The organism is Paenibacillus glucanolyticus NBRC 15330 (genome assembly GCF_004000885.1).
Classification (GTDB): Bacteria; Bacillota; Bacilli; order Paenibacillales; family Paenibacillaceae; genus Paenibacillus_AQ; species Paenibacillus_AQ glucanolyticus.
This window is the reverse complement of sequence record NZ_BIMC01000007.1, coordinates 46594-61673: the sequence shown is the minus strand read 5'-3', so window position 1 is coordinate 61673 and position 15080 is coordinate 46594. Positions and strand designations below refer to the sequence as shown.

Below are 15080 nucleotides of genomic sequence, written 5' to 3'. Positions count from 1 at the left end.
CTAGTTTTCGAAAAAGGTCATGAACAGGACAGGCCTTATGTAGGGAACCGCGTTTAGGCAGCCCAAGAGTTCAGCATATGAACATTTTAAGAGATGAAATGTTGGATACCTTGCTGCGTGCGGGTTAACGCTGGAAGAACTCGATCCATTCACCTTCGGGACCATGCACGAAGAAATAACGGTAGCCGTTCGGGAGAGTGACGATTTCCTCGTCCAGATGAGGAACTTCAAGTCCTTGGACGCGTGCATACTCTTCTTCAATATCATCCGTACTGACTGCAAAATGGTGCACCGTTCCTTCCGAAGGCAGCGAGTCGCTGTAACCCTGGATAAGTTCGACTTCCGTCTCGTCACTTCCATTAAATCCGAGGAACGCGAGTTGAATGACCCCATTGGTATGAGTCAGGCGATTCTTTAGTTCAAGGCCGACTACCGACGTGTAAAACGCTATCGTGGCTTCCAGGTTTCGAACTACAATACCAACATGATCCAATCGTTTCTGTGACACTGCCATACACCCTTTCCGGTTCGTATAAGATATGAAGAATAATATCATATGATTCCTATACGTCAAGTGGGTGATTGATATAGAAACTTTTCAGGTTTTCACGTGTTTATTGAGTGTAGTCCTTGCATTTGAAGTACACCCGTCCAGTAGAAAAACTTCATTATATAGATCTTCTAGCGATGTGCCGGATAGATGATTTTTCTTTGATTTCCTCGTCTTTACTTTTGGATGGGTAAAAAGTATCATGAGGAATAGAGAGCTTAATTCAAAAGACCTAAATCATCCATCGTGTACAAGCTTACCTTTTTGCCAAGGGGGAGTGCTTATGAGTCCAACTCCAGCAGATCATCTGTGGATTCGACTCGCCATTATATATGCATTTATTCAGATAATGACTGTTCTGTGGATGCCTGATGCTTTATCGCTTCAGCGTGTGCTAGTCATTATTGCTCCTATGGCCGCCTCCGTGTATTTAATCCGGGTCAGCCGGCGTTATAAGGCACATCTTCGCAGGTTTTGGTTTATGGTAAGTATCGGACTGATGGCCGATGCAGTGGCCCGGATCGTCTCCTCCTTTTTTTTCGGGTTCGGGAAAGAGAGCGCTTTCCAGATATCCAGCTATTTCTGGGGACTGGAAGTGATCCTGTTCGCCAGCTGCCTCATCTATTTGTTCCGGCATGTTCAAGGCCCGCTTAGGGGGCTGCGGTTTATGCTGGATATCGTCATCGTTGGCGTAACGTTCATGACGGTGGGCTGGGAGTATTTAATCAAGCCCGAACTTCAGGACGGTACGTATTCGGGGGGGACAGGAAGCGTATGGGTGGATATGCTGTTTCCGCTGTGCGGAATGGTACTTATTTTCTTTACCGTGGTGTTGTATTTTAATACCAGGCAATTAGGGAAATGGGCGGTCATTTCATTAAGTCTTGGCGGAAGCGCTTATATTATGGGTGATGCTCTGCACTTTTATCTCGTCCATTTCGTGAATCTCGAAGTTCGTGCATATCTTGATCCTTTACATACGTTATCTGTGTTTTTCATTGCTTCTGCAGGTGCACAGCCCGCACCCGATACCGGAAATCAAACGGTGAAAGAGAGGGAACCGCATCCTGTAGGAACCTTGATCGTCAGATATTTGCTTCCATATGGCGTGCTGGGCGGAATGTTTGCCCTCATGGCGCAGCGGTTTGGTGGCTGGAACGGTCTGTTTACCGGTCTATCCCTGTGCGTCATTCTGATTCTGTTCCGCCAGATCCTGATCCAGTATGAGAATGACCGCTTGTTACATCGACTGCATGAAAGTCTGAGGCAGAGCGAATCGCTTGCTCACCGGGATGATCTGACGGGATTGTATAATCGTCGTTACTTCAACGCAAGACTGTCCAGCTCCTTGTTAGAGGCCGATCGGACAGGATCGCGGGTAGGGCTTCTCTACATGGACATGAATCGTTTCAAAAAGGTGAATGATCGTTATGGCCACCGTGCCGGAGATCTGTTGATCCGCAAGGTTGCATGCCGCCTTCAGTCGCTGGAATCCAAAGGGATTCTGGTGTCCCGTCTAGGGGGAGATGAATTCACTGTGATGATCCAGTCGGCTGGGGAGGATCAGGAGCTGATCTGGATGGCGGAGGAGATTTGGATGCTGCTCAGCGAGCCTTATGAACTGGAGGGATATGAAGTTAGAACGTCGCCGAGTATCGGCATTGCCGTGTATCCCGATCATGCCCGGAACGATCAGGAGCTCATTGGCCGTGCGGATGCAGCGATGTATGCCGCGAAGGAGCGGAATGCCCGCTGGCACTTCGATGTGGACCGGACGATGCAGCTGCAGCTTTTGGACCAGAAGATTGAATAAGGGATGGATAACCAGAAATATCGACAATGCGTTGTTAAAAGCAATATAAGTCGATTTTTGTAGATTAATACCCTATCATTGCACGAATCTTGCGCATTTCTCATAAAACAGGTCATAACTTCGATATAAAATCCATAAAATGCAAAGAAATCATATTCAAAATGCCGATAAGAAGCATAGTGAGAGCTAGCTTGCCAAGGAGGACGAACATGATTTGCGACAATTGCAGCACCTTTGAACCGATTGAGGACCAGGGGACCGTTCATATGAAGCCTGCAAGCGGTGAGCTTATTGGCTTGCTTGCACTGAACGGCTACACGGTACAAGAGAACAATGAGGGTTGTGCTGTGAACTATAAGGAACTTGCGGAACTAATCTCCATGATAAAGTGTCTGCAACCCCTTCCGCTGAAGATTCGTCAAGAGCTGTCCTTCTGTGTTACCGGTGGAGAAGCTCCACAGATCCGGCATACGTGGACCCCTATGCAGAAGTTCGAGCTGCAGATGGAGCATTACGATATGGTCAATGTCATTTTACATAAGCAGTTTACGAGCTATATGCAGCCCATTGTAGATCACTTTGAGCAGATCGTTGCATATGAGTTTTTGCTTCGTCCGATAGAGGGGGGAGTCGCGTTCCAACCGTATGAGCTGTTTGAGACCGCCCGAAAAACCGGACTGCATTCTTTTCTGGACCGAGCGGCACGAACCTGTGCAATTGAAACCAGCGCAGAGTGGCTTCCTTTAGGTGTGAAACGTTTCGTAAACTTCCTGCCATCGTCGATATATGATCCTCAGATGTGTCTCAGTCATACTTTTAATACCATCGACAGGCTCCATTTGGATCCGAGGGATTTCGTGTTTGAGGTTGTGGAGACCGAGAAGATCGATGATGTGAAGCACCTCCAATCGATATTCGAGGTTTATCGCAGTCACGGGATCTCGGTAGCCATGGACGACGTAGGGGCGGGCTATTCCACGTTGGAGCAGATGATCAGGCTTAAGCCGGATTATGTGAAGATCGACCGGAGTCTTATCGACCATTGCGATCGAAATGCCGCCCAGCAGAAGCAGCTTGAAATGATCACGAACATGGCTCATGATTTCGGGGCTATGGTGCTGGCTGAAGGCATTGAGAGACGGGAGGAGTTTCATTTTTGCCGAGATATCGGGATCGAGCTCTCGCAGGGGTATCTGTTCGGTAAACCATCCGAGCGCCCTCCGCGTGATCCGCATTCTCAACTGATCTATTCATAGCCTACATAATCGGTAAATACCTGCTAAAGTGAGAATGAAGCTCGCAGCTGATTGGTGAAGCCTTGGCTGGACCCTGCAATACAGATACCTGCCAAGGATGAGAATGGGCCCCTTCATAATGAGAAGGGATGCTTGAGGGGCCCATTCTCTATATACAAACAAGAGCCCTGGAATAATATCCAGGGCTCTTGTTTATGGGAGGGGAAGGGACATGATGTCCCCGTTGTCCCCGTACCGCTTATCTTGCAGCTTTTACCTCTCCAAGTCCGCTAATGCTGTATTCTTTGCCGTTCACGTTCAGGACAGCAGGTGTATCCGTCTCGTTCACGATGATGGTCTCGCTGCCTTTCACGTTGACCTTCAGTCGGGATCCACGGAACATGACCTTGAAGGAGAAGGAAGACCAGTGACCCGGAATGAACGGATTCAGGTGCAATACGCCGTCTTTTACACGCAGGCCGCCGAAGCCGTGCACAACGGACATCCAGGTTCCTGCCATGCTGGTTGTATGACAGCCGTCCTCGGTATCGTTGTTATAGTTGTCGAGGTCCAGGCGAGCTGTACGAAGGTACATCTCGTACGCTTTCTCCTGATATCCAAGCTCGCATGCGAGAATGGAGTGTACGCAAGGAGAGAGAGAGGACTCATGTACCGTGAACGGTTCATAGAAGTCGAAGTTGCGTTTTTTCGTTGCCAGATCGTACTGGTCGCCCAGGAAGAACAATCCTTGCAATACGTCAGCCTGTTTGATATATACCGAACGCAGAATGCGGTCCCAGGACCAGTTCTGATTCAGCGGTAGATGTACAGGGTCCAATTCCTTAACGGGAACAAGTTCCTTGTTGAGGAAACCATCCTGCTGCAGGAATACGCCGAGCTCCGCATCTTCCGGATAGTACATTTTGCTGATGATATCCTGCCACTTGTCCGTTTCTACCTCTTGCAGCTCGAGCTTCGCCGTAAGCTCTGCATAGCGGGAATCCTCGTTCTCTTTCAAATATTCCAGCACATCAAGGGTGTATTCCATCGTCCAGCTGGCAATCCGGTTGGTATACCAGTTATTGTTCACATTGTTCTCGTACTCGTTCGGTCCGGTTACACCCAGCATCATATACTGATCCTTCGCGGGGACGTAATTCACGCGCTCTTCCCAGAAACGGGAAATTTCCACGAGCACTTCCAGTCCGTATTGACCAAGATAAGAGAAATCGCCGGTATAGTTAACATAGTTATAGATGGCGTACGCAATGGCGCCGTTACGGTGAATTTCTTCGAACGTAATTTCCCATTCGTTATGGCATTCCTCACCGTTCATCGTCACCATAGGGTAGAGAGCACCTTTGGTGAAACCAAGCTTCCTGGCATTTTCCTTCGCTTTTTCCAGGTGTTTATAGCGGTAGATGAGCAGGTTGCGGGAGATGCTGGCATCCGCGGTGCTCAGGTAGAATGGCAAGCAGTAAGCCTCGGTGTCCCAATAGGTGCTGCCGCCGTATTTCTCCCCGGTAAAGCCCTTCGGTCCGATGTTCAGGCGGTCGTCCTCGCCGCTGTAAGTCTGGTTGAGCTGGAAAATGTTAAAGCGGATCGCCTGCTGGGCTGCCACATCGCCTTCGATAACGATATCGCTTTCCTTCCATTTGTCGCCCCAAGCTGCAGCTTGCTCCTTCAAGAGCAGCTCAAATCCGGTTTCGACGGCCGGCTCCAGCACCGCACGCGCTGCGTTCACCAGTTCGCCCAGGCCATGATTGCGGGAAGTGACGTTGGTGACATATTTATAGACGGTGATGACTTCACCTTCCGATACGGATACACTTACACGGTTGGCGGCATATTTCTCTTGTTCTATCAGCTCTGCTTGCACATCTAGCTTTTCGCCGTTCTTCACGATGTTGTAGGACATCACGGACGTCACATGAAAATCGAGTTTCTTGGTTTTTACAGTTAAGGCAGCTGATCCTTGAGCCGCTTCCTTGAACACTTCCAGCCAGAACTTCTCGTCATAGTTGGAGTCTTTGTTCTTCACATCGCCATCAAGATAAGGCGTGATGGTCAGCTCACCACCGAAATTAAGCGGGGTCACTGCATAGCGGATGGCTCCGATCTCATGACGCACAATGCTCACAAAGCGGATGGCTTCGACTTTGAGCTCCTTGCCGTCTTCCATGACAGCGGTAAAGCTGCGGGAAAGATAACCTTCCTTCATATTCAGCTCACGGACAAAGTTCTTCACTGTGCATTTCGCCAAATCAAGCGGCGTGCCGTTGATTTCGATGCCAATGCCAATCCAGTTGGTGCTGTTCAGCACTTTGGCAAAATATTCAGGGTAACCGTTCTTCCACCAGCCTACACGGGTTTTGTCCGGATAGTAGACACCGGCCATGTAGCTGCCTTGCAGCGATGAACCGCTGTAGGCTTCCTCAAAGTTGGCACGCTGGCCCATAAATCCGTTACCGATACTGAATACACTTTCCGAGATTTCATGCGTATGAGGATCAAAGCCCTCTTCAATAATTGACCATTCATCTAGCTTTAAATATTGTTTCACAATCATCGGCTCCTTTATAAGTAGGGAAAATGGTTGCATATCTATATGGGATGATGCTGCTAGAGTTGCCCAAAGCGTATGAGCTCATGCTTCTACAATTCCAGCAGACGGTCCACCGTGAACTCTTCCAGGGAGGATAGAACGATGTCGGCGCGTCCCAAGGTTTCAGGGGATCCAATGCCGACACTGCGCATACCGGCGCGAGTGGCAGCTTCGATTCCGGCTTCTGCATCCTCGAATACGACACAGGTATCAGGCTGAACGTCAAGTTCATGGGCCCCCATGGTGAAAACCTCCGGATCCGGTTTCGCTTGGCTGGTCTTCGTTCCGTCGATAATGGCATCGAAATAAGGGGTGAGGCCGGTATTGTTCAAGATCAGCATGGCGTTCTTGCTGGCCGAGCCCAGAGCAACCTTAATGCCGCGGGCTTTCAGAGCCTGGATAAAGTCGAGTGCTCCGGGCAAAATCTCGGATTCATCCATTTTGGAAATATACTCGACGTACCAGGCGTTTTTCTTCTCCGCAAGTGCCAGCTTCGCGTCTTCATCAAGCGTCATTCCGCCGATTTCAAGCAGAATATCGAGGGAAGCCATCCGGCTGACTCCCTTCAAGCGCTCATTGTCCTGCTCGGTGAAATCAAAACCAAGCTCCCCGGCAAGACGCTTCCATGCAATGTAGTGATACTTGGCGGTATCCACCAGAACGCCGTCAAGATCGAATAAACAAGCAGTTATGGATGACATGATAATCCTCCTTAAGAATATTAGTGCAAACGTTTGAACCAAGCAGCAAAAATAAAGGAAGCACCACGATGCTTCTTTATTTTGAAGTACTTCGCGTCGTTATCATTTCCATTCCACCAGGCGAGTCTAGGATTTGGGCAGCGAATACATCGAGGATTCGCGGATCATCAACCGGTGCGGAATGATGTAACGGTGCGGCAGTACCGTCTTGTCATCGTTACGAACAGTCTGGATCAGTGCTTGGGAAGCAGTGTAACCCAGGTTGTAAATGCCGATGTCCACACTGCTCAGCGGCGGGGTCGACAGTTCGGTCAGCGAGATGTTGTTGAAGCTGATAATAGATACGTCTTCGGGTACCTTGTAACCTAGCTCGTGAAGTCCGCGCAGCACGCCGAAGGATACAATATCATCTACAATGACGAGTGCGGTCGGGCGCTCGGGCAGGTTCATGAAAAAGGACATGGCGCGATAGCCGCTTTCCTGAAGGAATTCACCTTCGACGATCCATTCTTTTCTCATCTCAAGCCCCGCATCGGCGAGTGCTTTTCCATAACCCTTCATCCGGTCCTGAGACACGATCAGGTTAGGCGGACCGCTGACAAAGCCGATTCGTTTATGCCCGAGGGAGATCAAATGCTTGGTTGCGTCATAGGCTGCCTGCACATTATCGGTATCAACGGATAACAAGTCAGGATATTTCTCACTTCGGCCGACAAGCACGAACGGGTAGTTGTTAGACTTGAGAAAATCGACGACCTGGTCATCCTGCCTGGAGTACAGCAAGATCGCACCATCGACACGCCGACCGTTAAGAAGCCTGGATACGGCTTCGACCTCTTCCTTCTCGTTGCCGCCCGAGCTGATTAACACATCGTATCCGGAACGGTTCGCCTGTGTGACAATACCGCGGATCAGCTCCATGAAGAACAAGTTGAGGAACAGCTCTTCCGCTGGTTTTGGCAGGATGACGCATATGCTTTCTGTCGTTTTGGAAACCAGGCTCTTGGCCATAATATTGGGATGGTAGCCCATTTCCTCCATAATCTCTTTCACTTTGCGCGAGGTTTCGCGGCTGATTCTCGGATGATTGGAAAGCACCCGTGAGACGGTGGAGGGGGATACGCCCGCTCGTTTTGCGACATCTTTAATCGTTACAGACATAGTAGGACCTCCAGTGGAACCGTTTGCGTTTTTTTGAAAATAAGAAAGCGACTACTGGAGTCTCCCTTATTTCACCAGAATAACTTCCGCTAGAGCGCGGTCCGTTGTTCTTTATTTAATTGTGGGTCTGTCAGGCCCCGAGTATACTTGATACAGGCAGATCTAAAGCTATATAGGTACAGTATGTTAAACGGTTTCACACTGCTATATTAACGTTTATCGAAATGCTTGTAAATACGTATCCAAGTCAGCTGAGCGCAATTATTCACAAATGCACTAAAAAAGAAGAAAGGATTAGAAATCAGGAGAAAGGCGGGTATTATCACGTGAAAAAACCGGAAAATAACTTAATACGGCCTTGTGCAAACGATTTAACAAAATGGAAGAGTGGGTTATGATATAGTTGGGTTAAATAACCAGGGATACCGGGAATCTGAGATGGAATTCAAGACATGCTGTATTATGTAACCGTTTTATTTCTAAATTTCGTTTAATATTATTCAAACGTTTGCGCTGATGATGGCGAATTACAAGCATAGCAAGGCGGATTTCAGTGAACTTAATATATATCCAACAGGGGGAAATAGGTATGGTGCATAAAAAAAGGAGTACACGTAAGGCTGTGCCTCTATGGCTGGCAAGTTTCGCGCTTGCGGGAGGTTTGCTTGCCGGCTGCAGCGGCGGCGCGACTCCACCTCAAGAGGAAGCTGAGCCGAAGGCCACACAGGAAACCAAGCAGCCTGACACCCCGGCACCTGCTCCGCAGAAAAACAAGGTGGATGAGCAGCCATCCGATGTTTATTACGAAATCTTTGTACGTTCATTCTATGATTCCGATGGGGATGGAATCGGTGATTTGAAGGGTATCATCGAGAAGCTGGATTACCTGAATGACGGAAATCCGGATACATCGGATGATCTTGGCGTGACCGGTATTTGGCTGATGCCCATTAATCCTTCACCAAGCTATCATGGCTATGATGTAACGGACTATCGCTCCATACATCCGGATTACGGGACGCTGGAGGACTTTAAGACGCTGCTTGCGGAAGCGGATAAGCGTGGAATCAAGATTATCATGGATTTGGTTGTCAATCACACAAGTACGGAGCACCCGTGGTTCAAAGAGTCCGCGGCTGATCAAGCTTCCACGATCCGGGATTGGTATATCTGGGCTGAGGATCAGGGTAAAGCACCTTCCGGTTCCAGCGCAGCCGGCAGCGGCTCCCCGTGGCACGAGATGAACGGTGCCCATTACATGGGCACATTCTGGGGCGGAATGCCGGATCTGAACTTCGATAACCCCAAGGTACGCGAGGAGATGAAGGATATCGGCAAGTTCTGGCTGGAGCTCGGCGTGGATGGTTTCCGGATTGATGCCGCCAAGCATATCTACGAGGATCTGATGTCTGACAAGGGTGAGGCAACCACGGCAAAGAATACGGCCTGGTGGCAGGAATTCCGCACCAGCATGAATGAGGTGGACCCGGACGCTTATATCGTGGGTGAGATTTGGGATAATTCCGCTGCCGTTATTGCGCCGTACCTGGATAACGCCTTCGATTCCGGCTTCAACTTTGGATTGGGCGAGAGCATCGTGGGTGCAGCGCTCAACGAGAAGGATAACAACCTTGCCTTCACGCTGGAGCGGATGTACGGCTTATTCAGTCAAGTATCCGGCGGCAAGTTCACGGATGCGACATTCCTGACAAACCATGATATGAATCGTGTGATGTCTCAGCTGAACAATGATGAGAATCATGCCAAAATGGCTGCTGGCATCCTGCTGACGATGCCGGGCAATCCATTTATCTATTATGGGGAAGAGATCGGCATGAAGGGGGCGAAGCCGGATGAGCAGATCCGGGAGCCGATGATCTGGTCCAACACGGGCAGTGATAAGGGGCAGACGACATGGGAGCCCTTGAAGCATAACCGGGGCGATGCCGTGCAGGGTGTGGAGCAGCAGATGGGGGATGCGAATTCCCTGCTGTCCCGTTACCGCACGTTAATCCGCTGGCGTAATGAAATGCCTGCGCTTCAGAACGGAACCATTGAATCCTATGCTTCCGGAAATGCGCAGGTCATGGCTTACGTCCGACGTACCAACGACAACCAAGCGCTTGTGGTCCATAACCTGTCCGGCAAGGAACAGATGGTGGATGTGGCATCGAAGAACAGAGAGAGCGGGTTCTCGTCACTGTCGAGAACAACAGACGACAGTGCGGCATTAAACGGCAGCAGCTTAACGCTGCCACCGTATACAACCGTTGTATTGGAGTAGGCTGCGTTCATTCCTATAGTGAAACATAACAAGGACCCCGAGCCCCTGGAAGGAGGCGTGCTCGGGGTCCTTTTTTGGGGAAGTGACTTTCATGAGGTCGGGAGGGCACAGGTGTCTTATGGTGATGAGGCAGGATGCTGACTGGAACGAGGATACCCAATCCGTTATCCGAACTTCGGATATCCCGTGTTACAATGAATGACAAATGATGGAGCACAGTGCATGCATACAATGGACTGCTATCACTTTTTGCGGCTGTTGCAGCACCTGGCAGACATTGAACATTTGCTTCGAAAGGAAGATTTACGATGAGCTCAAGCATTCTATATATCGAGGACGACCATGAAATCGGCGGTTGGGTCAGTGAATTTCTTAAAGACAAGGGTTATGAGGTGCGGTGGCAGCTCAGCGGGGAGAGGGCCGTAGAGGAAGCGGCGGCATGTGCCGTCGTCATTCTGGACGTCATGCTTCCGGGACTTGACGGCTTTACGATCGGACAGCGAATCAAGAAGGCATATCCCGGTCTGCCTATCCTGATGCTCTCGGCCAGAACTGCCATTGACGATAAGCTGCAGGGGCTGGAATTTGCCGATGACTATCTGACGAAGCCTTTCCATCCGGACGAGCTGGCTGCCCGTCTTGAGGTGCTGCTTCGGCGGTCCGTCGTCAAGTCTGCAGAGCCTTTGAGAGTGAAGCACTTATCCGTGTATGAGGCCGAGAATCGGATTGTGAACGAGGATACCGGCGAGGAGACACTCCTGACCGGTAAACAGTATCAGATATTTATGTACCTGCTCCAGCATCAGGGGCGTGTGATGACCAAGGAGCAGATTTATGAATCGGTCTGGGGCGAGTCCTATATCGAAGGGGATAAAACGCTGATGGTTCACATCCGCTATCTTCGCGAGAAGCTGGAGCGGGACCCCGCCACACCGGAGATTATTGAGACTGTGCGCGGGCTGGGCTATCGGGTGAGAGCATGAGATGGAGAAGGAACAGAGGAAGGTTCCGCAAATCGTTGACCAACCGGTATTTACTGTTAATCTCGCTGGCCATGATTTTCATGCCGATCATGTTTCCGTTAGCCTCGATTCTTTACTGGTTCGTGAACGATACGTTCTCGGAGAAACCGGCTGTACCTGTCGAGAAGTATACAAGTGGTACTGTGTTAGAGAAGATGTGGCACGAGGAGGCAGCAACATTAAGCGGGGCTTCGCCAGAAGCCATAGAGCGAAGGCTGCATTCCATTCAGCTGGAGTATCCGGAGATCTCGATGTTCTGGGTGGACGGCAGCAATGAGACGAGGCTGCAGATGCCGGTGCAGCCAAGCCTCCCCGAGGTATGGAGCGCACCCTACACGGTTCAATTCATGAAGAATGCCGTGGACGGAGATCCGTTCACTTCGGTGGCCTTTATCGGTGGAGAGGTATCGGGAGAAGGATTCATGGTGATGCAGATACCGAGAAAATACATCAGTGTCCAGCAGCCAATCGCCAGCGAAACGGCGATGTATGGCCTGTTTATAACCTTGATGTCGGTTCTGTTTATTGTGGTCTCCTGGCTGTTCTTCGTGCGCATCCGCAAGCGGCTGCTGCGACTTCGTTCTGCTATGACCTCCCCTCACACCGTGACGGGTTTACCGCAGCCGGTCGCCTTAACCAAGCTTGACGAGATCGGGCAGCTGGAAGAAGGCTATAACCATATGGTCATCCAGTTAGAGGAGGGGCAGCGCCGTCAGCGTGAGGAGGAGGAGCTGCGCAAGTCGCTGATTGCTAATCTGTCACATGATCTGAGAACACCGCTGACGGTGATTCGAAGCCATATTTTCTCTATGGAGCGGGAGCCGCTGAGTGAGAAAGGCAAAGAATCGCTGTCCCTCATCGAGTCGAAAATCGCGGACTTGGGCGGTCTGATCGACAATATGTTGTCCTACAATCTGCTGGCCAGCGGCAAAGTGAAATTGAACATGGAACCGACGGACGTTCTGCGGACGGTCAAGGAAAGTGCAGCTGCTTGGTATCCGGTGTGGGAGAAGGCGGGAATCGAACCCGATATCCAAGTGCGCGACGAGCCGCTCAACTGGAATGTGGATGTGCTGTGGTTCCGCAGGCTTCTGGATAATCTGTTCCAAAATGTCGTCCGTCACGCCAAATCAGGACAGTATATCGGTATACATACGGAAGAGAGAGAAGGGCTTGAGGGCATGCTTGTCATTTCGGATCGCGGACCGGGAATCGAAGGCGGCTCGCAGAACAAAGGCACGGGCATTGGCCTGGCTATCGTGGATCACTTGACAAGGGAAATGGGCCTGGGCTGCCATGTGGAAAGCTCGGATGAAGGCACGAGGATCAGCATCTGGAGGCGGTGAGGTTTCAGGTATCGAGGATATAAGAATCGTGCTCGGATGGTGAAAGGGTGTAGGCATATTTGAAAATGGGGAACCGGCGTGTTAGCTGGTTCTTTTTTTGCGTGACTAACAAGAAAGACACCCTTCCAGGGTGTCTCCGCACAATTGCTTTTCGCTCGAGTTTCACGAGCTCGTCAGTGAACTTGGTTCATAAGCAAGGCAGGCTACAGTTGCTAGACTGAGAGAGAAATCCATTTTGAGATCCACATGTACCAGTACATTCATATCCATAGTTAACCACGCCCCCATCGTAATGATTAATCTACCTATGAGAGAGCAGAGTGATTGGCATGCCATCATCAGCGTCAGGTAGCCCCCCTGTACGGACGCAATCAGCGTTTCGGCAAAGTGATTATATCATATTCGGGCACTCGCTAATAGTATTTCCGAGTCGCTGGGCATAGATGCGGGAATACTAATGAGCGCTGCTTAGTGAAGTGCCTCTTGTATTTGTGCAAAAGCGCAAAAGCACCGGCGTAGGGAACGGAATTGTTGCTGGAGAAGCGAAGCGTTCGCCTTTAAATTCGGTAAACTACCCTGGACAGATTCAGTTTCCCGGAATTAACAGCGGTCCGGTCCCGCAGCGGTCTGAACAGCACGCAACCACTCATGCTTAACTTTTTTAAATTAAATTTAAACTTCAGGTCGACCGGCATTTAACCTTGGCCATGTAGGATGTATCCTGAGGTGATGAACGTGACGGAACTCGTCATTCAAACGAAAGGCTTATATAAAATATATAAAAACCGCGCGGCAGTTGTGGACTTGAACCTGGAGATTGCCCGCGGCGATATCTACGGCTTCCTGGGACCGAATGGAGCAGGGAAAACAACGACCATTCGCATGCTGCTTGGACTGATCCAGCCCACGCGCGGGGCGATTCATTTGTTCGGCAAGGATTTGAAGCGCGAGAAAATGAACATTTTGCAGCGGACAGGATCTCTCGTGGAATACCCATCCTATTACGGTCATCTGACGGCTATTGAGAATCTGGAGGCGATTCGCCGGATCACCAGCGGGCCGAAGTCCCGCATCGCGGAAGTGCTGGAGATTGTCTCCCTGACGAAGGAAGCCAAGCGACCGGTCAAGGGATACTCCCTTGGGATGAAGCAGCGTCTTGGCATTGCAGCCGCCTTGTTCAACAATCCGGAGCTGCTTATCCTGGATGAGCCGACCAACGGCCTTGATCCATCCGGCATTCATGAAATCCGGGAGCTGATCAAAAACATGCCGCGTCAATACGGCATTACCGTACTGGTGTCCAGTCACCTGCTGGGCGAGGTGGAGCAGATGGCCGATAAAGTCGGCATCATCCGTGACGGCCGGATGGTGTTCCAGGATACCATCGACCATCTGGTATCCACCGCATCCAGCGGGTTCCGCTTGTCGGTATCGGAGCCGGAGGCTGCGCTCGGACTGGCGCTGGACCTGGGCTGCCAAGGGGTGCTGCGAGACCATATGCTGGAGCTGGAAAATATGCAGGATGCCAAGGTCGCCCTGCTCGTGAAGCGGCTCGTTGAGAATCAGCATGCCGTGTACCGTGTCGAGGAGCAGCGGAGGTCACTCGAGGATATTTTCATGCAGATCGTAAGGGAGGGAAGCCGGATATGATGTTCCGTGCGCTGTCCGCCGATTGGCTGAAAATAAGGGGCAAAGGCATCTGGTTTCTCGCGGCGCTCGGTCCCATCGGACTGGCGGCGATGCAAGGGCTGAACTTTGGACTTCGGTATGATTATCTGATGAAAACGTATGCGGCAGATCCCTGGGGCGGGCTGCTGGAGAATGTTACGTTTTTTGTTCCCATCGCCCTGTTCCTGGGCATTACGCTGATCTGCTCGCTGATGGCCAACGTGGAGCATCAGCTCAGCTCGTGGAAGCAGCTGCTGGCATTGCCCATTTCAAGAACCGCTGTATTCAGTGCAAAATTCGTGCAGGCCTTCTTGATACTCTGCGTATCCTGTATCCTGCTGACGGTAAGTGTCGCCGTACTTGGCATGCTGCTAGGAATGGGTGCGGATCGCATGCCGTATATGGATCTGATACGTATTGGGTTCTTGCCTATGTTCGCCGCGCTGCCGGTCTTGGCTTTTCAGTTATGGCTAAGCCTGACGCTCAAGAATCAAGGGATATCCTCGGCGATAGGCATCACCGCTTCGGTAGTATCCATGTTTGCCATGGAGTTTCCAGATTGGGTGCCGCTGAAATGGCCGCTGCTCGCTTACATCGGTCCTGAAAAAGCGACATTTATAGGAGCAGGTTTACTGCTTGGGGCGGTCATTGCTGCAGCTGGACTCATACATTTCAACCGGAAGGACGTGGACTAG

12 protein-coding genes are annotated in these 15080 nt (G+C 50.7%); 8 read left to right on the top strand and 4 right to left on the bottom strand.

Features of this window, described 5'->3' with window-relative positions; translation table 11 throughout:
- Window positions 1-124 precede the first annotated feature (124 nt).
- Window positions 125-514 carry a VOC family protein gene (locus PGL02S_RS12890; RefSeq protein ID WP_036644123.1) on the bottom strand — a complete coding sequence of 130 codons (390 nt, stop codon included), beginning with the start codon at window positions 512-514 and terminating at the stop codon, window positions 125-127.
- A gap of 319 nt (window positions 515-833) precedes the next feature.
- On the opposite strand from PGL02S_RS12890, the gene PGL02S_RS12885 reads away from it, so the two are divergent.
- Together PGL02S_RS12885 and PGL02S_RS12880 are read left to right on the top strand one after the other, a co-directional pair.
- Window positions 834-2363, top strand: a complete 1530-nt coding sequence (locus PGL02S_RS12885) for a GGDEF domain-containing protein (protein ID WP_036643834.1) — start codon at window positions 834-836, stop codon at window positions 2361-2363.
- Between the two features lie 209 nt (window positions 2364-2572).
- On the top strand, window positions 2573-3619 hold the full coding sequence (locus PGL02S_RS12880; RefSeq protein WP_036643831.1) for an EAL domain-containing protein: 1047 nt from the start codon (window positions 2573-2575) through the stop codon (window positions 3617-3619).
- Window positions 3620-3857: 238 nt separating this feature from the next.
- On the opposite strand, the gene PGL02S_RS12875 is transcribed toward PGL02S_RS12880, so the two are convergent.
- From PGL02S_RS12875 to PGL02S_RS12865, 3 genes are all read right to left on the bottom strand, one after another.
- The gene (locus tag PGL02S_RS12875) at window positions 3858-6161 is read right to left on the bottom strand and encodes a glycoside hydrolase family 65 protein (RefSeq protein WP_036644121.1); all 2304 of its coding nucleotides are present in this window, start codon (window positions 6159-6161) and stop codon (window positions 3858-3860) included.
- Between the two features lie 92 nt (window positions 6162-6253).
- Window positions 6254-6904, bottom strand: coding sequence for a beta-phosphoglucomutase (pgmB, locus tag PGL02S_RS12870; protein ID WP_036643828.1), 651 nt, complete (start codon window positions 6902-6904; stop codon window positions 6254-6256).
- A 126-nt stretch (window positions 6905-7030) separates the two neighbouring features.
- Window positions 7031-8065, bottom strand: coding sequence for a LacI family DNA-binding transcriptional regulator (locus tag PGL02S_RS12865; protein WP_006207964.1), 1035 nt, complete (start codon window positions 8063-8065; stop codon window positions 7031-7033).
- Window positions 8066-8654: 589 nt separating this feature from the next.
- Here PGL02S_RS12865 and PGL02S_RS12860 point away from each other — a divergent pair.
- From PGL02S_RS12860 to PGL02S_RS12840, 6 genes are all read left to right on the top strand, one after another.
- On the top strand, window positions 8655-10349 hold the full coding sequence (locus PGL02S_RS12860) for an alpha-amylase family glycosyl hydrolase (protein WP_036643826.1): 1695 nt from the start codon (window positions 8655-8657) through the stop codon (window positions 10347-10349).
- Between the two features lie 308 nt (window positions 10350-10657).
- Window positions 10658-11332, top strand: coding sequence for a response regulator transcription factor (locus PGL02S_RS12855; RefSeq protein WP_036643824.1), 675 nt, complete (start codon window positions 10658-10660; stop codon window positions 11330-11332).
- On the top strand, window positions 11329-12717 hold the full coding sequence (locus PGL02S_RS12850) for a sensor histidine kinase (RefSeq protein ID WP_036643822.1): 1389 nt from the start codon (window positions 11329-11331) through the stop codon (window positions 12715-12717). The genes PGL02S_RS12855 and PGL02S_RS12850 overlap by 4 nt, the downstream gene beginning before the upstream one ends.
- Window positions 12718-13193: 476 nt before the next feature.
- Window positions 13194-13373: a hypothetical protein gene (locus PGL02S_RS28170; protein ID WP_164762863.1), complete on the top strand. Its 180-nt coding sequence runs from the start codon at window positions 13194-13196 to the stop codon at window positions 13371-13373.
- Between the two features lie 79 nt (window positions 13374-13452).
- Window positions 13453-14367 (top strand): ABC transporter ATP-binding protein, encoded by a 915-nt coding sequence (locus PGL02S_RS12845; RefSeq protein ID WP_036644119.1) that lies wholly within the window; start codon window positions 13453-13455, stop codon window positions 14365-14367.
- Window positions 14364-15080, top strand: coding sequence for an ABC transporter permease (locus PGL02S_RS12840; protein WP_036643818.1), 717 nt, complete (start codon window positions 14364-14366; stop codon window positions 15078-15080). The genes PGL02S_RS12845 and PGL02S_RS12840 overlap by 4 nt, the downstream gene beginning before the upstream one ends.

Bases quoted from the DNA above. Each gene is read 5' to 3' on its own strand.
- PGL02S_RS12890 (WP_036644123.1), bottom strand. From the start codon at position 514: ATGGCAGTGTCACAGAAACGATTGGATCATGTTGGTATTGTAGTTCGA.
- PGL02S_RS12885 (WP_036643834.1), top strand. From the start codon at position 834: ATGAGTCCAACTCCAGCAGATCATCTGTGGATTCGACTCGCCATTATA.
- PGL02S_RS12880 (WP_036643831.1), top strand. From the start codon at position 2,573: ATGATTTGCGACAATTGCAGCACCTTTGAACCGATTGAGGACCAGGGG.
- pgmB (WP_036643828.1), bottom strand. From the start codon at position 6,904: ATGTCATCCATAACTGCTTGTTTATTCGATCTTGACGGCGTTCTGGTG.
- PGL02S_RS12865 (WP_006207964.1), bottom strand. From the start codon at position 8,065: ATGTCTGTAACGATTAAAGATGTCGCAAAACGAGCGGGCGTATCCCCC.
- PGL02S_RS12860 (WP_036643826.1), top strand. From the start codon at position 8,655: ATGGTGCATAAAAAAAGGAGTACACGTAAGGCTGTGCCTCTATGGCTG.
- PGL02S_RS12855 (WP_036643824.1), top strand. From the start codon at position 10,658: ATGAGCTCAAGCATTCTATATATCGAGGACGACCATGAAATCGGCGGT.
- PGL02S_RS12850 (WP_036643822.1), top strand. From the start codon at position 11,329: ATGAGATGGAGAAGGAACAGAGGAAGGTTCCGCAAATCGTTGACCAAC.
- PGL02S_RS12840 (WP_036643818.1), top strand. From the start codon at position 14,364: ATGATGTTCCGTGCGCTGTCCGCCGATTGGCTGAAAATAAGGGGCAAA.